Raw genomic sequence first — 18031 nt, 5'->3', positions numbered from 1 at the left:
ATGCTTAGTTTTAAACTGAATGGGAAACCTTGCCAGATGCCTACCGAGTGGCAGGAGCTAACGGAAAAGCAGGTTTATGAGCTGTTGCCGTTTGTGTATGCTGACCGCCATAATCCGGAAGTGCGCAGCGCCTTGTTAAAGGTTTTATTTCCCATCCCGAAGGCTATTTTTCGGCGCATGGATGCCTTTGACGTATTTAGGCTCCAGGAACAATGTTTATGGGTTTGGGATAAACCAGTTGACCAAAAAGCGATTGGCGAATTTTCTTTTAACCAGGTACAGTATATTTTGCCGGAGTCAGATTTTTCTAACCTTACCATTATCGAGTACGGCATGGCTGACCATTATTTTCGGGCCTTCAGCCGGCAGAATCCCGATACCCAAGCCATCAATTTTTTAGTGGCCACCTTATGCCGCCCGCAGGCCAAAAAATTAAATGTGAACGACCCCGAGTGGAACGGCGATCGGCGCGAAAAATACAATTCTAAAATTGCCGAACGCCGCGCGCAGGAGTTTGGCCCCCTGGATATCCTCACCAAAATCATTGTTTTGCAGCGATTCATTCAAGGCCAAAAAGTGATTCACTCCAGCTACCGGGAAATTTTTGAAGAATCCAAAACCAAAAGTAGCGCCGCAGTCCAAGGTCCTAACTTAGGGTGGATTGGCGTTATAGATGATTTAGCCGAAACCGGCACCTTTGGCGATTGGGAAAAAACTGCCTTCACTGCCTTGCACACCATCTTATTTCATTTGCGAAAGAAGTTCTACCAGCGCAAAGAATTAGAACAAAATAGTTAGAATCCAGTACAGAATTATTGTAATTAATTACACTATTTGTGTAATCAATTACAATAAAATACGTATCTTAGGGTATGATAATTTAAAAAAAAGGTATGCTAAACAAGATAATTGGTTCAGATGGCCAGGAGATCAAACTAAATATAGAGGTACATCCCGGCGAAGTGTTGAAAGATGAAATAAATGCCCGAGGGTTCAAAATTTCCAACTTTGCCATGCGAATTGGGGTTTACCCCGCCCATTTGCTGGAGATTACCAAAAAGAAGCGCAATATCACGGCTAATATTGCTTTGCGGTTGGAAAAAGAATTAAGCATTGAAGCCGAATTTTGGCTCAGGCTGCAAATAGACTATGACCTCTATCGCGAAAGAAAAAAATTTTTGCAGACTCCCCATATTTTGAAGAATGAGCAAGTTTGAAAAACTAATAAAAAAAATCTTAAATGGTAGTTCGGATGCTAATATTGAATTTGATGAATTAGTAAATCTTTTGCATCGGCTCGGTTTTGATGAAAGGCAAAGGGGTACTAGCCATAAAATTTTTTTCAAAGATGGAGTAGCTGAAATGATTAATATTCAACCCATTGGGAGCAAGGCAAAGCCTTATCAGGTTAAACAAGTAAGAGAAATAATCAATAAATATAAATTGAACGATTAATGGAATATCTTCAAAAAATAACAAGCCATGCCGGATATGAAGTTCTTCTTTATTGGAGTGAAGAAGATAATGCGGTCATTGCCGAAGTGCCGGAACTACCTGGCTGTATGGCAGATGGTAAAAATTCAGTGGAGGTTTTAACTAATGTAGAAATTATTATACAGGAGTGGATTGAAACAGCCCAAGAATTGGGCCGAGCCATTCCACCACCAAAAGTAATGTATGCCTAGTAACAAGAGCACCGCCAAGCAAAGAAAATTACGCCATAGACTGCAAGTGTCTCAATTGACTAAGCGTTTTCGGAAAGTTTTAAGTGATGTAGAATTGTTTAAAAAAGGTAAACTTGAAACCACGCCAGTTAAAGATTTTCTAGGTGAACTGGAAGAGGAAATTAAAACTCCCAAAAGGAGACTTACTTTGGAAGAATTAATTACTAAGGACTACGGCGAAAGAGGAACACCCGAAAGGGAGCGTATTGAAGCTATTTTGGAAAAAGACTTAGCGGCTCAAAAACGTAAAGAAATTCGGAAGACAAGAAATCAAACTAACAATCAGCCTGTTATTCGAAAGCTACAAAAATTTTCTATTTAAATATTTATTTGTAAAAAAAAGCCAGCCGGAGTAGCGCCTATGCCTACTCCGGCTGGCTTTTTTTTACGTCCTACCCTTAACCTTTCGGTGCCTGTACCTTGGCACCATGACAAAACAAGAATTAGATAAACTAGTCGAAGGCAAGCTGGAGGGATGGAGCTTTATGGTTCTTTCCCTTTTGAAGCAAAGCATGAAGAATAAGCGGGTAACTTTAAGCAAGGAAACCTACAATTCTTTAGTGGCCCAAGTGCAAAGCCGCTCCGGTGATGTAGCGGCCAAAATGCTGCTTTCTTTTCATGATTCTGGCCGCATGCGGGATATGAATACCCTACGGTTTAAGAAGCGCCCACCTATTGAGGCATTGGAAGAATTTGTCCGGAACGTGGGTATTGGCAAATTTAATTACAGTCCGGGCTATGACCGGGGCACTATCCCTATTTCGCAGGCTAAGGCCATCAATCGCATTGCCTGGGGCATTGCGGTAAGTATGCAAAATAACTACCAGCACACCCCCGGCAAGTGGTTTAACAAGACTTTCTTTTCCTCCATCAATAAGCTATGCGATGAAATCGCAACGGCTTATGTGGCCGAATCTGGCAAACACATCGCAGCAAACTTTAAAAAATAATAGCAATGGCACAAGTAAGAACCGATAAGGTTCAAGTTGAATTGGACGTAAAAACCGAGCAAGCAACAGTAGAATTAGACAATCTAACCCGCAAGCAAAAACTCATTACCGATGAGTTAAAAAATATGAAGCGGGGAACCGATGAATTTGTTAAGGCGAACCAGGAGCTAACCCAGGTAAATAAGCAAGTCGATACCTTAAGAACCTCTTTAGGTACTACTGCTTTAACGCTTAACCAACTGGAGAAACAAAGCCGCGAGTTAAACCGCGAGTTGAAAGGCTTAACTCCTGGCACCGCATCTTTTATAGATAAGTCCAAACAATTAACCCAAGTGGAAGCCCGGGCCAAAGAAGTAAAAGCGGCCATGCGGGGCATTGGCGACGAGCAGCAAAAAGCTACCGGCTTATGGTCAAAAGTGAAAGAAGGTGCCCTTGGTGTTCTGACAGGTACGGCGCTGTACGATGGAATTAAGCAGGTCGGCACCGAAATTCTCAATTTCGGGAAAGAATCAGTGGCCGCATTTAACGAGGCCCAACAATCCGCAGGCCATCTAAAAAATGCCGTAGTAACGCTTGGCGGCGAATCAGAAGGAAGTTTGCAGCGCCTTTTGGACCAGTCCGACAAGCTGGAAATGATGACTTTTGGATTTAGCGCCGAAAACATTCAGGCAGCACAGGCCCAACTAAAAACCTTTGGCTTAACCGCCGCTGAAATTGAAAGGTTAACCCCTAAACTTTTGGATTATGCCACGGCCAACAAAAAAGATTTGGCTGGTGCTACGGATGATGTTACCGCCGCATTGCTTGGCAAAGATAAAGCCTTGCAGAAATCCGGTATTACCTTAGATCAGAGCAAATTAACGGTGGAAGGTATCACTAATGCTTTTGATAAGTTTAAAGGTTCCTCGGAAGCGGCTCTTAATGATGGAGCTAATGGCTTTGAACGTGTTTCCGATGTGATCGGCGTGATGCAGGAAAACATTGGCGAGGGATTGCTACCGGTGCTGGAAGAAGGAGCCGCCTTAATCGGCGATATGCTGGAAGAATCCGAGCCACTGGAGGAGGTATTTGTATCCTTGGGAGAAACGATAGAAACCCTTTGGGATAGCTTTAGCAGCTTGTTTGCTACCTTATTTCCCTTCTTTGAAGGAGCCAACCGAGGCAGCGTAATTATGAAAACGTTGGCTTTTGCCTTCAATCTTTCCCTTACTCCATTAAAGGCTTTAGCTGGCTTTATTCAACTCGCAGTAGATGAATTTAATATCTTGGTTTTTGCAGGCAAGAAAGCGGCTAATTTCTTTGGTGCGGATTTCAAAATTGACCCGAAGGAAAATTTTAGTTCGCTGGTCGATAAGATGGAAGCCAATGCCATCAAAAATTTCAGCAACATCAAGGATGGTTTTACCAATATTTTCGAGGACCAGAAAGAAGCACTAGCCGCCTCGGAAACTGTCGTAGTGGAATCAGGAAAGCGCAAGTTTGCGGCTGAAACCAAAGCCAACGATGAAGCTAGTAAAGCGGCTGAAAAACTCCGTAAGGAACGAGAGAAAGCTGCCGAGGAATTACGCAAAAAACAGGAGCAGCTTGCTAAAGAAGAACTCGAGAGGCAAAACTACATTCGTGATTTAGAAATTGCGAATATCGCTGATGAAACGGCTCGTAAGATTGCGGCACTTCAGGAGCAGGCCCGCCGTGAAATTTCTCTTGCCACGGGTACCGCCCAACAAAAGGCTACCATCAAGGAATTGCTGGAGAAAAAACTTGTAACCGATATTGCCCAGGTTCAGAAAGAAGCGGATGCCAAAAAACTCAAAGAAGTTGAAGAACAGGCTAAAAAGGAACAGGAAGTTAGAGCCAGGATTGCCAACGGTCGCGCGGAACTGGATGTAAACATAGCCAAGTCAAGCGGCAATTTAGGCGCAATGGAAGCCGCCGAAAAAGCTCGATTAGATGTACAAACCCAATTAGAATTACAAAATACCACCTTAACCGAAGAAGAAAAATTACTCATACATGACCAGTACGAGCAGAAGAAATCCGAAATAACCGCCTCGTATGCCGAGCAGCGTTCAAAATCCGAGCTGGAGAAAAACGTATTTGCGATGGAACAAATCCAAGCAGGCACCGCAGCTTTATTCGAGTTTAAGAAAATTGCCAATGATCGGGAAATGAGTAAGCTGGATAAAGATAAACAGGTTCGCTTGCAAAAGTTGCAGCAGGAATACAACGCTGGTAAAATATCCAAGGAAAGCTACGAAAACGGCAAAAACGCGATAGAAACTAATTATGATGCTAAGGCCCGCAACCTTAAAAAGAAAGCGGCGCAGGATGAAAAAACGGCCAACATTGCGAACTCTATAATGGCAGGATTATTAGGCGTAATTAAAGCAGCTCCTAATGTGCCTCTGCAAATTGCCACCGGTATTTTAGCTACCCTCACCACGGCCAAAATTGCCGCAACTCCTTTACCTAGTTTTAGCCTAGGAGGTTTATTTAAAGGCGCTGGCCACAGGATTTTTTCTGCCGGAGCAGATACTTGGCGCGGCACTAGAAAGTTCGCTAATGGCGGCACCATCAATCCTACGGCTGGTATTGCTGGTAGTGGCCAATTGCACTCCAACGGTGGTATTCAAATGGTAGATGGTGCGACCGGTGAACACCTGGGCGAATGGGAGAAAGGCGAGGCCTACATGATTCTTAGTAGAAATACCGTAGCCAACAATGGTTCGCTAATCAATAAACTACTAGATTCTTCTTTACATCGAGGCGGCTCGAAGGTGCATATGGCTAATGGTGGCATGTATTCCGATGGTTCTGTTTCTAGCCCGAGTGGACCTAATACGGATGCTTTTGGCGTGCTCGTTGCCGAAATGCGAGGCATAAGGGAAGAAATTAAAACTCAAAAACGTTGCTAAAAGCCTACGTAGTGGCTACTGAGGTTAGTGATTCTCTAAACGAAATTCAAACTATTATGGAAGAGGCAAATTTATAAAAACCTTATTAGATTCTTTACCTAGTAAGTTCTAAATTTAACAAGGTTTAATAGTCTACACCTGACTTACCAGTTAAGGCAGTATGAAGCTTACTGATTAATTGTTCAACCTCTTTTTTATATTGTTCTTCGTCTTTATTTTTTAATGAAGGCCAAATTAAAGCTATGGTGTCGGGTAAAGAAGTTGAATATTTAAATATATCCTCTTTTTTGACCCCGTACCATATTGGTATGATTATTTTTTCTTTATTAATTCTTTCCCTAGTAAAAATAGAATCAAATTCATACTTGCCCCAACCATGATTATTTAGGTAGTTTTTAGTTAAAACAACTATACATTTTTCAACTTCCCTAATTCCCTTTTCAATAGATTCTCTTAAACTATCACCGACCCTTAATGAATATTCGTCATACCAAACTGAGCATAATCTTTTTGACAAACCTTCCGCTAATGGGCGCGCAATTTTATCTTTATCTTTCCAATCATGTGATATAAAAGCAACTGGCTTGTCATATGCTTGTCTATTTTCCATGTAATTTGTGCTCCTTATTGTTATTAGTAAACCTTTAGCTGCTGCAAAATCATAAAGTCGCAATAATTGCTTAGAATCTAATTGTGTTTCTGAATAAAAATAAATTCTATTTGAAAAAATGTTTTTAAAGTCTTTTTCAATTAGTCCTTCAACTTTAGTATCAGAAACGTGCCCACCCTTCAAATCAATTTTTAGGGAATCATCATTAATATACACTCCGACATCATTCAGAATATCTCCAATTATATCTATGGTGTCTTTACTTTCATGAATGTAGAATGCAAGAGATTTGGTTGAAAATTCCATGCTTATCATTACTCTAAATGTGAAATTTATAATCTCACCATTAATATTGTAACTACCAGCTCTATCACAATTAATCATTGGGCTATGGAAATCTCCATTAAAATATTCCATTAATGTTGCCATATAAAAGACTATCTGAAGGTTAATGGTTAGACCAAAGTTTTAATTAAACTGGCACCGAAACTGGCACCCGAAAAAAAAAGTGCCCTTAGAAGCTATCTAAGGGCACTTATGCGGTCCGGACGGGACTCGAACCCGCGACCTCCGCCGTGACAGGGCGGCATTCTAACCAACTGAACTACCGGACCGTTTTCTTTAAAGAGCAACAGGTGTTTCCTTTAAAGTGATGCAAATGTAGAGGGTTAATTTTTATTCTGCAAGTGCTATTGGTAATAATTTGGCAATATTTTTAAATTTTTCGTTTTGCGCACGCGCCATAACTACTCTGCCTTTTTCAGATAAATAAACAGGAGCCTACTTAAATTCACGGATTCCGTTAACTTTGTGTAGTATAACTAATCACGGATGTATGCTTTTAGATTTTGAACAGCCCATTGCATCACTCGAGGGGAAATTAAAAGAAATGAAAAAACTGGCCGCTGAAAGTCAGGTAGATGTTTCAGAGGCTGTTAAGGCGTTGGAAGACAAAATTAAGTCGCTTAAAAAAGAAACGTACGCCAACTTAACGCGCTGGCAGCGGGTGCAGTTATCACGCCACCAGGATCGGCCATATACTTTAGATTACATTGAAGGCATTTCCACCCGTTTTATTGAGCTTCACGGCGACCGCAATGTGTCGGATGATAAAGCCATGGTGGGCGGCTTTGGCGAAGTAGATGGGCACACCATTATGTTTATCGGTCAGCAAAAAGGCCGGAATACCAAACAACGCCAATTACGCAATTTTGGCATGGCAAACCCGGAAGGTTACCGCAAAGCGCTCCGGTTAATGAAAATGGCCGAAAAATTTAATAAACCTATTGTTACCTTTATTGATACGCCGGGCGCTTACCCCGGTTTAGAAGCCGAAGAGCGCGGGCAAGGCGAGGCTATTGCGCGTAATTTAAAAGAAATGTTTATGCTTAAAGTGCCGGTAATTTGCATTATTATCGGCGAAGGCGCGTCGGGGGGAGCTCTGGGTATTGCGATTGGCGACCGCGTGCACATGCTCGAAAATACCTGGTATTCGGTTATTTCTCCGGAATCTTGCTCTTCGATATTGTGGCGCAGTTGGAATTATAAAGAACAAGCTGCCGAAGCCTTAAAGCTTACGGCCACCGACATGCAAAAAAATGGCTTAATCGACGGCATTATTAAAGAACCACTCGGTGGTGCTCATACCGAACCCGAAAAAATGATTCGTACCATCAAAAAGCATATCTTAAAAACCTTAACGGAACTAAACAGCCTCCCCGCCGAAGAACGTATTATGCAACGCATTGAGAAGTTTTCGACGATGGGCGTAATACAGGAGCTATAAAAGAGTTAAGAGTTTAAAGTTATGAGTTAAATTTATCTGGATACCTACACAAGTAAACTGATAAGTGGAGTACAGAATAAGTCATTAACTTCAATCAAAGAATGTATTTTAAGATTTAACTCATAATTTTTATCTCTTAACTTGTAACTCTTACCCTCTTTTGCGCCTACACGTCATAAATACCGGTTTTTTTAAATTAGATGGAGGGGCCATGTTCGGGGTGGTACCCAAAAGTATCTGGCAGCGCACGAACCCGGCCGATGAAAATAATTTATGTGCCTGGGCCATGCGTTGCTTGTTGCTCGAAGATGGAAATCGATTAATCTTAATTGATACAGGTATTGGAACCAAGCAAAATGCTGCGTTTTTAGCGCATTACTATCTGCACGGAGAAGATACCTTAAAAAAATCACTAAGCCAATTAGGTTTTCAGTTTGCCGATATAACCGATGTTTTTCTTACGCACCTGCACTTTGATCATTGTGGGGGAGCGGTGCAATATAACCAAAATCGCACCGCGTTCGAGTTAACTTTTCCGAATGCTACTTATTGGTCTAACCAAGATCATTGGCAATGGGCTACCCAACCCAACGCCCGGGAAAAAGCCAGCTTTTTAAAAGAAAACATTTGCCCTATTCAGGAAAGTGGTCAGTTGCAATTTATTAATCCGCAAGAATCATCCCCCTTTCCGCAGTTCGATATTCTGTACGTAGATGGGCATACCGACAAAATGATGCTGCCTATAATTGCGTACAAAGAGAAAAAGGTGGTTTACATGGCAGATTTACTGCCATCCGTCGGGCATTTGCCTCTGCCCTACGTAATGGGCTACGATACCAGGCCGTTACTTACTTTACAGGAAAAGGAGCATTTTTTAAAAATTGCCGCTGCCGAACAATACATTTTGTTTTTGGAACATGACCCGGTACACGAATGCTGCTCCGTTCAACTTACCGAAAAAGGAGTTCGTTTAAAAGAAGCTTTTCCGTTAGCAACTTTATAAAGCATGAAAATTGGTTTAACCTTGTCGGGAGGGGCCGTGCATGGTATAGCGCATTTAGGAGCATTAAAAGCATTAGATGAGCTGCAAATTCCCATTCATGCTATTTCGGCGGTTAGTTCCGGAGCTATTGCGGGTGCTTTTTACGCGGCAGGGTACTCGCCGGAAGAAATTTTTAAATTTGTTTCTAATACCGTTTTCTGGCGCTTGGCTAAACTGGCCTTTAACAAACGCGGACTTATTACCTTATTTAAATTAGAAAAAGAGTTTATTAAATACTTAGGCAACCATACTTTTGAAACGTTAAAAATACCTTTAACCATTGGCACCACCGATTTGCGGCAAGGTATTTCGGTTTTCTTTTCTTCGGGCAATCTTATTAAGCCGCTAGTGGCTAGCAACACGGTTCCCTTACTTTGTCCACCTTACGAATATCAAAACTGCTTACTCGTGGATGGCGGCTTGACTAATAATTTACCCATTGAATGTTTAATGGATACTACGGAATTCCAGATAGCCATTCATGTAAACCCATTAAACCCGCATGCCCCTTTGCGCACTTTCCGGAGTATTTTAGAGCGCACTAGCCATTTGGCCATTAATAACAACGTGCAACCCCGGTTAGCTCTTTGCGATTTACTCATCGAACCGCCTGCTTTAAAATATTATAGTTTAACCGATTTAAAAAATGCCCGGGTAATGTTCGAGGCGGGTTACGCGCATACCTTACAGTTTACGGATAAATTGCTTTCCCTGAAAGGGTAAGTTATAAGTAATTTTTTTTAAATTTTAAGACCGGAGCATCCGCTGAACATGGCGCTTTAGAAGAGATTGGTTTAATAAAAATTTATTAACGCCTTAAAATATTGAATCTTGCCGGATTTACATTATAATAATATTTTTATTAATTTTAACCAGGAAAGCCAGTCTGTCTGAAGTAAGAAGACTGGCTTTATTATGACCTGTAATCGAAAGTTGGTAATGACTAAATTTTTATCGCATTTAATCTTGAAGTTTTTTGGTTGGAAGGTAGTTGGTCGCTTTCCGAAAGAGGTGCCAAAATGTGTGATGATTGCGGCTCCGCACACCAGCAACTGGGATTTTTTATTTGCCCGCTGCGCTTTTTATATAATGGGCGTAGATGTACGTTTTACCATTAAAAAAGAAGCCTTGAGCTGGCCCATTGTGGGCTCCTGGATTAAATACATGGGTGCCTTACCCGTTGACCGAAGTAAGAACAATAGCTTGGTACAAACCATGGTGGATATCTTTAACCAAAATGAAAAAATGGTGATCATGATAACGCCCGAAGGCACCCGCAAATACCAGCCTCGGTGGCGTCGTGGTTTTTATCATGCAGCGCTAGGGGCTAATGTTCCGATAAGCTTGGGTTATTTGGATTATGCCAAAAAAGAAGCGGGCGTGGGGCCAATGGTTTACCCAAGTGGTAACATAGAAAAAGACTTAGAAGAAATTCAGGCTTTTTACCGTACCAAAACCGCAAAGTTTCCTGAAAATGGTGTCCGGTAGTGTAGTTGTTGGTTGCTAGTTATTCATTAAATAAGTTACATCTGTTGAACCTTCTTAAATCATTAAAATTTTTAAATTTTTTATATAATTAACAACTAACAACCCGCAACGAATATCTAAGTTAAGCTAGTTGCCTCAAATCCACCGGAATAACCCGCGATACGCCGGGCTCCAGCATGGTTACGCCGTAAATTATATCGGTCGAAACCATAGTGCGTTTGTTATGCGTAACCACAATAAACTGCGACTCACCGGAAAATTTCTTGACGATGTTGTTGAATTTATCGATGTTGGCATCATCGAGTGGCGCGTCTACCTCGTCGAAAATACAAAACGGAGCCGGTTTAAGCAGGTAAATAGCAAACAGTAAAGAAATAGCCGTTAACGTTTTTTCGCCGCCAGATAATTGGTTAATGGTTAAGGGCCGTTTTCCTTTGGGTCGGGCCATAATTTCGATCTTAGATTCTAAAGGATTTGCCGGATCCGCAATCACTAAATCGCAGGTATCATCTTCGGAAAACAAGGATTGAAAAACCCGGACAAAGTTGTTTTTAATCAAATCGAACGAATCCAAATATTTTTGCTTGGCTACGGTATCAATCTCGTTAATGGTTCGCAGTAATGCTTCTTTCGCCTGAAACAAATCGGCACGTTGTTCTTTAATAAAATTATGCCGTTCGTTAATTTCTTCGTAAGCCTGCGCGGCCGTTGGGTTTACCTGTCCTAAATTGTCCAGTTTAATTTTGATATCGGCTATTTGATTATTTAAATCTTCGGTAGTTAACTCCAAACTTTCGTCGGGAGCTTGCATAATTTCTTCTTCCGAAATATTAAATTCGGCCAGCAAACGCTCCCGCACGGCCACTAACTTAATGGTAGTTTCGTTAGCGGCTTGTTGCACACTGGCTACAATCTCGTCGGCGTTCTGGCGCTTGCGTTGCAGATCGCGGATGTTTTTATCTTTCGCTTCTATTTCGCCACGCACCGTAAAATACTCTTTTTCTACCTGGTCCAACTGCTGCGCAATCTGCTGCCGTTGTTCGTTTAGTTCTTCGAGCAATCCGGAGTTAATTTTTATAAATTCTTCTAAACTATAAATTTCTTCTTCCGAGTGCGCTAATTCTTCTTCCTGCGCATTGCGGCGGGCCAGGTTGGTATCAAAAGATTTTTGCTTGTAATTAATTTCCTGCTGAATACTACCTAACCGGTTTTTAAGCTGGTGGAATTTAATGTTTTCCTGGTTATAACCAGTAGTAATATTCTGAATAACTTCGTTTTGCCGGGCTAAAGATTCGTTAAAAGCTTCCAGTTCATTTTCCAACCTTTTTAACTCTGCCTGTTCTTCATCGGCCTGCGGACCTAGTTCGTAGCTTTTGTACCGTAGTTCTTCTAATTGTTGGGTTAAATCGGCTACTTTATCCTGGCTGTTTTGTTGCAACTGCTCGTGTTGTTCGTGCCGGATGCGCACCGCTATCAACTCTTGTTGTACCGCTGTAACGTTTTTTTCAAGCTGCTTAATAGCTACTTGTTGCGTGGCATTCCGGTAGTTCAACAAAACCTGTTGCTGGGTATTCAATTTAACTTTAATAAACTCGGCTTTATGGGTTAACTCTTGCAGCTCCGCCGTCAGATTTTCTAAATTTTGTTTACGGCCAATGCGGCTCCCATCGAATAATCCCACGGAACCACCCGAAATGCTCAAGGGCTTTTTAATAATAGACCCATCCTTTAAAATAAAGGTGCGGTTGTCTTGGCTGTAATAATCGGGCGCTTGGTCCGCTACAATATATACTTCTTGTAAGATGTAGCGTACCAGGTTGTGGTACTTTTCGGCGGCCGAAACTACTTCATAGGCCGCTTTGTATTTAGAAGTAGAGGCGGTGGGTTCGGCTTCTAAATCTTCAATCTCCGATAGAATAATAAAATTTGCCCGGCCTTTGTTCTGGTTATTTAGTAGCTGAATAGCTTCTAAAGCATCTTCTACAGTATCCACCACAAAAAAATTCATATAGGGTTCCAGGTAGCTTTCGATTAAAGCTTTGTATTTCTGGTCGCAAACGATCAGATCGGAGAGGAGCGGGGCCGGCTTTTGCCAATTTTTAAATTTATACAAAAACTTAATCGCTTCCGGAAATCCTTCCAGGTTTTCTACTAATGATTTAGTAAGCGTGTACTGGTTTTTTTTAGCATCTATTTGCCGGTTGATATCTTGTAAAACTGTGCGCAGTTCCGCCATTTCGCCTTCAGTTTGCGCGATAGATGCGTTCAGTTCGTTTTCCTGCGTCGTAAGTTGTTCTAGCTCCTGGTTTTTCCGCTCCAAACTTTCTTCTAAATCGGCTAACTCGGTCCGGTATTTATCGCCGCTCAGTTGGTCATTTTGTTGGGCCAGTGCAATCCGGTCTATTTCCTTCGTTAAGTTTACCATTTGCATCTGGGTAATTTCCATATCCTTGCGGAGCTGAAAAACCAAGTTTTGTTTTACCCGTTGCTGGTTGGCGGTATTCTGGGCCGTATTTTGAATAACCGTTTTATGCTGGTTGGCTTGTTCAAGCTCCTGCCGGCTATAACCTACTTGTTGTTCCGAAGCGGTAAACTCGAGGTGCAGGGCTTCACCTTCCTGTTGTAATTGCGCAATGCTTTCCTGGGTTTGCTCCAAGGCGATAGTATCCAGATTAATTTGTTGCCGTAAGGTGCGCAGCCTTTCTTTCAAGTAGTTAATCCGTTCGGATTTTAACTTTAAATCATTTTCCAGTTGCCGGATTTGGGCCGTTTGGTTGCTTAAATTGCGCTGCTCGCCGGCTAACTGTTCCTGAATTAAATTTAAAATGGTTTTCTGCTCAAATAAGGCTAGTTCCAGTTCTTCGGTTTCCCGGGCAATATTCTGCTTTTGGTTGGCTTCTTTGGCTAATTCTTTATCTAACCGTTCCAGCGATTGCAGGTATTGCGCAATATTCCGGCGGGCGTATTCTACGCTGTAGGTTTTGTATTCTTCTTTTAACCGGATGTAGCGCTCGTATAATTTGGCCTGCCTTTCCAGGGATTTTAAATTTTTACTAATTTCAAAAAGTACGTCTTCTACCCGTTCCAGGTCGGCGTCGGTTTCTTCGAGCTTTTTCAAGGTTTGCTTTTTCCGGACTTTAAATTTTGAAATACCGGCAGCCTCTTCGAATAAGGTACGGCGGGAATTATCTTTATCGTTCAAAATCTCGTCTACCATTTTTAATTCAATAATGGCGTACGAATCGGAACCAATGCCCGTATCTAAAAATAAATCGGTAATGTCTTTCAGTCGACAGGTAACGTTGTTGAGCAGGTATTCGCTGTCGCCGGTCCGGAAGTAGCGACGGGTTACGGTTACCTGGGAGTATTCGGTGGGTAAAATGTTTTTGTTATTGTCGAAGGTTAGCGAAACCTCGGCGAGTTGCTGGGGCTTACGGTTTTTAGAGCCGTTAAAAATAACATTTTCCATTTTGTCGGAGCGCAGATTCCGGGTTTTTTGTTCGCCCAAAACCCACCGGATGGCGTCCACAATGTTAGATTTACCGCAACCATTGGGTCCCACAATACCGGTAATTCCTTCATTAAAATTAATAGATACTTTGTCGCCGAAGCTTTTAAAACCTTTAATTTCTAATTTTGATACTTGCATTCAACTGTAAATAGATTCTTTCTCTTATAACAAAAATACGATTAATTCCCTTGTATTAAAAACGCTGAAGCTTATACAAGCCTTTGCTTTGCCCTACTCGTAAATTAATGGAAACAGGCTAAAGTAATGCGAGAGCAGCTCTTTAAAGAAAGATTTAAAAAAATAATTTTAAAAGTAGTAACTTGAAGAATGGAAGAATTTAAGTGGATTTTTTATGTTTTACTGGCCGTCATTGTTTTGGTAGTGCGCATGTGGCTCAAAGCTTTTTCATCTTCTAACCCTTCGGCTGCTAACCGGCCTGCTAATCCAAAGAATTACCCGGTACCAACCCCGCCGGCTACTTCGTACCAGGATATTTTAAAAGAAATGCAGGCCTCCGGCGACCGGGCAAAGAAAAGCACTACACCCATTTTCTTAGAAAGTAAAGGTTCAGCTGAAAAGGTAAGGCGAGAACCTAGAAGTTTAGAGAATACCGAAATGAAAGCCCGTTCTTTAGAAACAAGGGCAGCACCTACAAAAGAATTAATCCGTAAACCATCGGCCATTGAGTTGGCCCGCCAAACTAAACCCAGGGTAACTGCTCCTGCTCCACTAGCAGTTAATTATGGTAAGTTGTTACAAGATCCTAAGAATATGCGGGCCGCTTTTATTCTTTCCGAGATACTGAACCGGCGCGTAGATTACTGATTTTTTAAATTTAAAACTGGGTGAGAGCATAGGATAGTAAATTGGCGCCCATTTGTAAAGCTAATTGTCTTTTTTCTTCCGGGTCGTTGTATACTTCCTGATCTTCCCAGCCATTGCCTAAGTCGCATTCGTAAGAATAAAAGCAAACCAAACGGCCCTGGTAAATTAAACCAAAACCTTGCGGAGGCTTATTATCGTGTTCGTGTACTTTAGGTAAACCTTTGTTAAATTCAAATTTTTGGTGATACACCGGGTGGTTAAAAGGTAATTCCACAAACTCCAATTCCGGAAATACTTTCTTCATCTCGGTTCGGATAAATTTATCGAGGCCGTAATTATCATCAATGTGCAGAAAGCCCCCGCCGGTTAAATATTTTCTTAAATTTTCCGCTTCCGACTCTGAAAATACCACGTTGCCGTGGCCGGTCATGTGCACAAACGGGTACGAATATAATTCCGGGCTGCCTACTTCTACTACCGCTTCCTCCGGCGAAATATTCATACGCAGGTTTTGGTTACAAAATCGGATTAAATTGCCCAAAGAAGTTTTATTGGCGTACCAATCGCCACCACCGTTGTATTTTAATTTAGCCAATTTAAAGCTGGCTTGTTGGGCTTGCACGCTCCCGAAGCAAACAATAAGCAAAAGAATGGAGCAAAGAAAATTTTTCATACGATATATACTAAGGTAATGCTACCTGAATCTCATGTAATAAGTTGGCAGTATGGCAAGCAACTAAAGCGGCCGTTTCGGTACGCAACCGCGATGGACCTAAAGTTACTGGCTTAATGCCTTGTTTATACGCCATTTCAATTTCCCGACCTGAAAAATCGCCTTCCGGTCCTATCAATATACAATTTTTTTGGCTAACAGTTGCTTGAACCAGGGATTTTCGGTTGTGATCTTCTAAATGAGCGATAAATGTAGCTGAAGCATCGCACTGGTTTACGAAAGAAGCAAAAGGTTGCAGTTCGTTAAGCTTTGGTAAATACGCTTTGATAGACTGCTTCATAGCGCTGATGGCGATTTTTTGTAAACGTTCGGTATTTAAATTTTTTCGTTCGGAGTGATCGCAGCATAAAAACGAAATCTCGTCAATTCCTATTTCAACGGCTTTTTCCACGAACCACTCCATCCGGTCCAGGTTTTTAGTGGGAGCTACCGCAATGTGTACGTAAAACGGTCGCTTACCGAAATTTGGTACATGATTTACAATTTGTAAAGCACATTTTTTAGGATTAGCATCGGTGATTACCGCTGTGTAAAGCCCACCTTTCCCATCAACCAGGTTTATAGTGTCGCCTTGGCTTAATCGTAAAACCCGAATGCTGTGTTTCGATTCGTCTTCGTTTAAAGTGTAGGTCTCGGAATTTAAATCGGGTGTGAAAAAGAGATGCATACTAATTTTTTAAATTTATTTAAAAGTTGATCTATTTACCGCCAGTCTCCAGGTAAAAAAGGACGGTTAAAATTGGGGATTGCACCTAACTTCTACCATTCTTTTAAAAGTACTCTTTTCGGTTTATTAGAAATTTAATAAAGTTGTAGAAATGAACGGTAGATTGTAGATTTACTTTCTTCAAAATCGGATATTTTTTAAATTTTTTTAAAATTATTACATGGAACAAACTTTAAAAGCCGAAGGGCACCCAAAAGGTTTATATCTGCTTTTCGCTACGGAGATGTGGGAGCGATTTAGCTATTACGGCATGCGGGCGGTGCTGGTGCTTTTTCTAACAAAAGCGATGCTGATGGACAAAGCTTTTGCTTCTAAGTTTTACGGGGGTTATACCAGTTTGATATACTTAACGCCGCTCATTGGGGGCTATATTTCGGATAGATACTGGGGCAATCGCCGCTCCATACTAGTAGGTGGTATTTTAATGGCCGTGGGGCAGTTTATTTTATTTGCGGCTGGTAGTGCCTATGGTACGCCGCTGGGGCAGGGCTTACTTTATTTAGGTTTGGGCGGTATGATTATCGGGAACGGTTTTTTTAAACCTAATATATCCTCCATGGTGGGTACACTTTATACCTCCACTGATAAACGGCGCGATGCCGCTTACACTATTTTTTACATGGGAATTAATCTGGGTTCTTTTATTGGCAATACTATAACTAGCCTAATTGGGGATACTGGCCGACCAGAAGATTTCCGTTGGGCTTTTTTAGCTTGCGGCATTGCCATGGTTTTAGGGACTGGGCTTTTTCAATGGGGAAAAAATAAATACCTGCATACCCCGGAAGGAGAGCAAGTAGGGAATACCCCGATTTCTTCGCCGGGCGTAAAAGGTGTTTTTGCCATTTTGCCGGTAATGCTGGCTTTAGCCTTAGGCTTTCTATGGTTAGATACTACCACTTTGCCCGTAATAATGCCTTTATTAATTCTTTCGGCTTTAGGCATTGCCGCCTTAATTTTATTAGATAAGTCGTTAACCGCCGGCGACCGGCAACGGGTATACGTTATTTTTACGGTAGCATTTTTTGTGGTATTTTTCTGGGCCGCCTTTGAGCAGGCGCCCGCCTCGCTTACTTTCTTCGCCGATGAGCAAATGGACCGGACCATTTTTAATTATACCTTACCGGCTAGTATTTTTCAAAATTTAAATGCTTTTTTTATTGTTACCTGCGCCCCATTAATGGCTTTGCTGTGGACTGCCTTAGGTAAAAGAGGGCAGGAACCGCCTTCACCGATGAAAATGGCCATTGGTTTAGCTTTGTTAGCCTTAGGCTATTTGGTAATGTGTTTTGGGGTGAATGATTTACAACCGGGCGTAAAAGTTAGTATGTTTTTCTTGGTAGGTTTGTACTTTCTGCACTCCATTGGCGAGTTGTGTTTATCTCCGATTGGCTTATCCCTGGTAAATAAACTAGCGCCTTTAAAGTTTAGCTCTTTATTAATGGCCGTTTGGTTTTTGGCTAACGCTGCGGCAAACTACCTGGCCGGTTTTATGAGCAGTTTGTATCCGGAAGCTGGTAAACCCGCGCCCCAATTATTTGGTTACGAAATCACAGATTTATATAGCTTCTTTATGGTTTTCGTGTTTGCAGGCGCCGTTGCTTCTTTAATTTTATTTTTAGTAAACCGCAAGCTCGTGAAAATGATGAACGCTCCGGCCTGATGCTACAAACTTTTTAAAGCTGAAAAGCCGGTTGGAGTAAAAATCAGCCGGCTTTCT

At 41.7% G+C, this 18031-nt stretch carries 17 protein-coding genes and 1 tRNA gene; 13 read left to right on the top strand and 5 right to left on the bottom strand.

What is annotated here, in order from left to right; genetic code table 11:
- The 7 genes from AHMF7616_RS09090 (at position 1) to AHMF7616_RS09060 (ending at position 5589) form a co-directional block, all read left to right on the top strand.
- Positions 1 to 798 carry a hypothetical protein gene (locus AHMF7616_RS09090; protein WP_147275642.1) on the top strand — a complete coding sequence of 266 codons (798 nt, stop codon included), beginning with the start codon at positions 1 to 3 and terminating at the stop codon, positions 796 to 798.
- A 95-nt stretch (positions 799 to 893) separates the two neighbouring features.
- Positions 894 to 1217: a HigA family addiction module antitoxin gene (locus tag AHMF7616_RS09085; protein WP_115372604.1), complete on the top strand. Its 324-nt coding sequence runs from the start codon at positions 894 to 896 to the stop codon at positions 1215 to 1217.
- Entirely contained in the window at positions 1204 to 1455 is a 252-nt protein-coding gene (locus AHMF7616_RS09080) for a type II toxin-antitoxin system HicA family toxin (protein ID WP_115372603.1), read from the top strand. The genes AHMF7616_RS09085 and AHMF7616_RS09080 overlap by 14 nt, the downstream gene beginning before the upstream one ends.
- Entirely contained in the window at positions 1455 to 1685 is a 231-nt protein-coding gene (locus AHMF7616_RS09075) for a type II toxin-antitoxin system HicB family antitoxin (RefSeq protein ID WP_115372602.1), read from the top strand. The genes AHMF7616_RS09080 and AHMF7616_RS09075 overlap by 1 nt, the downstream gene beginning before the upstream one ends.
- Positions 1678 to 2046, top strand: coding sequence for a hypothetical protein (locus tag AHMF7616_RS09070; protein ID WP_147275641.1), 369 nt, complete (start codon positions 1678 to 1680; stop codon positions 2044 to 2046). The genes AHMF7616_RS09075 and AHMF7616_RS09070 overlap by 8 nt, the downstream gene beginning before the upstream one ends.
- Before the next feature lie 106 nt (positions 2047 to 2152).
- A complete protein-coding gene (locus tag AHMF7616_RS09065; RefSeq protein WP_147275640.1) occupies positions 2153 to 2674 on the top strand; it encodes a hypothetical protein in 522 nt (173 codons plus the stop codon).
- Between the two features lie 5 nt (positions 2675 to 2679).
- Complete coding sequence (locus AHMF7616_RS09060) at positions 2680 to 5589, top strand: phage tail tape measure protein (RefSeq protein ID WP_115372599.1); 2910 nt, start codon at positions 2680 to 2682, stop codon at positions 5587 to 5589.
- A 124-nt stretch (positions 5590 to 5713) separates the two neighbouring features.
- On the opposite strand, the gene AHMF7616_RS09055 is transcribed toward AHMF7616_RS09060, so the two are convergent.
- Positions 5714 to 6628 carry a toll/interleukin-1 receptor domain-containing protein gene (locus AHMF7616_RS09055; RefSeq protein ID WP_115372598.1) on the bottom strand — a complete coding sequence of 305 codons (915 nt, stop codon included), beginning with the start codon at positions 6626 to 6628 and terminating at the stop codon, positions 5714 to 5716.
- A gap of 111 nt (positions 6629 to 6739) precedes the next feature.
- Positions 6740 to 6813, bottom strand: a tRNA-Asp gene (locus tag AHMF7616_RS09050).
- 221 nt (positions 6814 to 7034) lie between these two features.
- Between AHMF7616_RS09050 and AHMF7616_RS09045 the strand changes: the two genes are divergently transcribed.
- The 4 genes from AHMF7616_RS09045 (at position 7035) to AHMF7616_RS09030 (ending at position 10515) form a co-directional block, all read left to right on the top strand.
- Positions 7035 to 7985: an acetyl-CoA carboxylase carboxyltransferase subunit alpha gene (locus tag AHMF7616_RS09045; RefSeq protein ID WP_115372597.1), complete on the top strand. Its 951-nt coding sequence runs from the start codon at positions 7035 to 7037 to the stop codon at positions 7983 to 7985.
- Between the two features lie 160 nt (positions 7986 to 8145).
- Positions 8146 to 8988: an MBL fold metallo-hydrolase gene (locus AHMF7616_RS09040; RefSeq protein WP_115372596.1), complete on the top strand. Its 843-nt coding sequence runs from the start codon at positions 8146 to 8148 to the stop codon at positions 8986 to 8988.
- A 3-nt stretch (positions 8989 to 8991) separates the two neighbouring features.
- Positions 8992 to 9750 (top strand): patatin-like phospholipase family protein, encoded by a 759-nt coding sequence (locus AHMF7616_RS09035; RefSeq protein WP_115372595.1) that lies wholly within the window; start codon positions 8992 to 8994, stop codon positions 9748 to 9750.
- A 216-nt stretch (positions 9751 to 9966) separates the two neighbouring features.
- Positions 9967 to 10515: a lysophospholipid acyltransferase family protein gene (locus tag AHMF7616_RS09030; protein WP_115372594.1), complete on the top strand. Its 549-nt coding sequence runs from the start codon at positions 9967 to 9969 to the stop codon at positions 10513 to 10515.
- A 121-nt stretch (positions 10516 to 10636) separates the two neighbouring features.
- Here AHMF7616_RS09030 and smc read toward each other — a convergent pair whose 3' ends face one another.
- A complete protein-coding gene (gene smc, locus AHMF7616_RS09025) occupies positions 10637 to 14164 on the bottom strand; it encodes a chromosome segregation protein SMC (protein ID WP_115372593.1) in 3528 nt (1175 codons plus the stop codon).
- A 189-nt stretch (positions 14165 to 14353) separates the two neighbouring features.
- On the opposite strand from smc, the gene AHMF7616_RS09020 reads away from it, so the two are divergent.
- Positions 14354 to 14851, top strand: coding sequence for a hypothetical protein (locus AHMF7616_RS09020; RefSeq protein ID WP_115372592.1), 498 nt, complete (start codon positions 14354 to 14356; stop codon positions 14849 to 14851).
- 10 nt (positions 14852 to 14861) lie between these two features.
- Here the strand turns inward: AHMF7616_RS09020 and AHMF7616_RS09015 are convergent, their stop codons facing one another.
- Both AHMF7616_RS09015 and AHMF7616_RS09010 read right to left on the bottom strand, forming a co-directional pair.
- Positions 14862 to 15524, bottom strand: coding sequence for a DUF4159 domain-containing protein (locus AHMF7616_RS09015; RefSeq protein ID WP_115372591.1), 663 nt, complete (start codon positions 15522 to 15524; stop codon positions 14862 to 14864).
- A 10-nt stretch (positions 15525 to 15534) separates the two neighbouring features.
- A complete protein-coding gene (locus AHMF7616_RS09010) occupies positions 15535 to 16251 on the bottom strand; it encodes a 16S rRNA (uracil(1498)-N(3))-methyltransferase (protein ID WP_115372590.1) in 717 nt (238 codons plus the stop codon).
- A 220-nt stretch (positions 16252 to 16471) separates the two neighbouring features.
- Between AHMF7616_RS09010 and AHMF7616_RS09005 the strand changes: the two genes are divergently transcribed.
- A complete protein-coding gene (locus AHMF7616_RS09005) occupies positions 16472 to 17974 on the top strand; it encodes a peptide MFS transporter (protein ID WP_115372589.1) in 1503 nt (500 codons plus the stop codon).
- Positions 17975 to 18031: the final 57 nt, after the last annotated feature.

The organism is Adhaeribacter pallidiroseus, from assembly GCF_003340495.1.
GTDB classification, from domain to species: domain Bacteria; phylum Bacteroidota; class Bacteroidia; order Cytophagales; family Hymenobacteraceae; genus Adhaeribacter; species Adhaeribacter pallidiroseus.
This window is presented reverse-complemented; position numbering and strand designations above follow the sequence as displayed.

What these genes read in the sequence shown, in the direction of transcription:
- AHMF7616_RS09010 (WP_115372590.1), bottom strand. Translation starts at nt 16,251, where the DNA reads ATGCATCTCTTTTTCACACCCGATTTAAATTCCGAGACCTACACTTTA.
- AHMF7616_RS09075 (WP_115372602.1), top strand. Translation starts at nt 1,455, where the DNA reads ATGGAATATCTTCAAAAAATAACAAGCCATGCCGGATATGAAGTTCTT.
- AHMF7616_RS09020 (WP_115372592.1), top strand. Translation starts at nt 14,354, where the DNA reads ATGGAAGAATTTAAGTGGATTTTTTATGTTTTACTGGCCGTCATTGTT.
- smc (WP_115372593.1), bottom strand. Translation starts at nt 14,164, where the DNA reads ATGCAAGTATCAAAATTAGAAATTAAAGGTTTTAAAAGCTTCGGCGAC.
- AHMF7616_RS09070 (WP_147275641.1), top strand. Translation starts at nt 1,678, where the DNA reads ATGCCTAGTAACAAGAGCACCGCCAAGCAAAGAAAATTACGCCATAGA.
- AHMF7616_RS09090 (WP_147275642.1), top strand. Translation starts at nt 1, where the DNA reads ATGCTTAGTTTTAAACTGAATGGGAAACCTTGCCAGATGCCTACCGAG.
- AHMF7616_RS09060 (WP_115372599.1), top strand. Translation starts at nt 2,680, where the DNA reads ATGGCACAAGTAAGAACCGATAAGGTTCAAGTTGAATTGGACGTAAAA.
- AHMF7616_RS09015 (WP_115372591.1), bottom strand. Translation starts at nt 15,524, where the DNA reads ATGAAAAATTTTCTTTGCTCCATTCTTTTGCTTATTGTTTGCTTCGGG.
- AHMF7616_RS09080 (WP_115372603.1), top strand. Translation starts at nt 1,204, where the DNA reads ATGAGCAAGTTTGAAAAACTAATAAAAAAAATCTTAAATGGTAGTTCG.
- AHMF7616_RS09030 (WP_115372594.1), top strand. Translation starts at nt 9,967, where the DNA reads ATGACTAAATTTTTATCGCATTTAATCTTGAAGTTTTTTGGTTGGAAG.
- AHMF7616_RS09045 (WP_115372597.1), top strand. Translation starts at nt 7,035, where the DNA reads ATGCTTTTAGATTTTGAACAGCCCATTGCATCACTCGAGGGGAAATTA.
- AHMF7616_RS09085 (WP_115372604.1), top strand. Translation starts at nt 894, where the DNA reads ATGCTAAACAAGATAATTGGTTCAGATGGCCAGGAGATCAAACTAAAT.
- AHMF7616_RS09065 (WP_147275640.1), top strand. Translation starts at nt 2,153, where the DNA reads ATGACAAAACAAGAATTAGATAAACTAGTCGAAGGCAAGCTGGAGGGA.
- AHMF7616_RS09005 (WP_115372589.1), top strand. Translation starts at nt 16,472, where the DNA reads ATGGAACAAACTTTAAAAGCCGAAGGGCACCCAAAAGGTTTATATCTG.
- AHMF7616_RS09035 (WP_115372595.1), top strand. Translation starts at nt 8,992, where the DNA reads ATGAAAATTGGTTTAACCTTGTCGGGAGGGGCCGTGCATGGTATAGCG.
- AHMF7616_RS09055 (WP_115372598.1), bottom strand. Translation starts at nt 6,628, where the DNA reads ATGGCAACATTAATGGAATATTTTAATGGAGATTTCCATAGCCCAATG.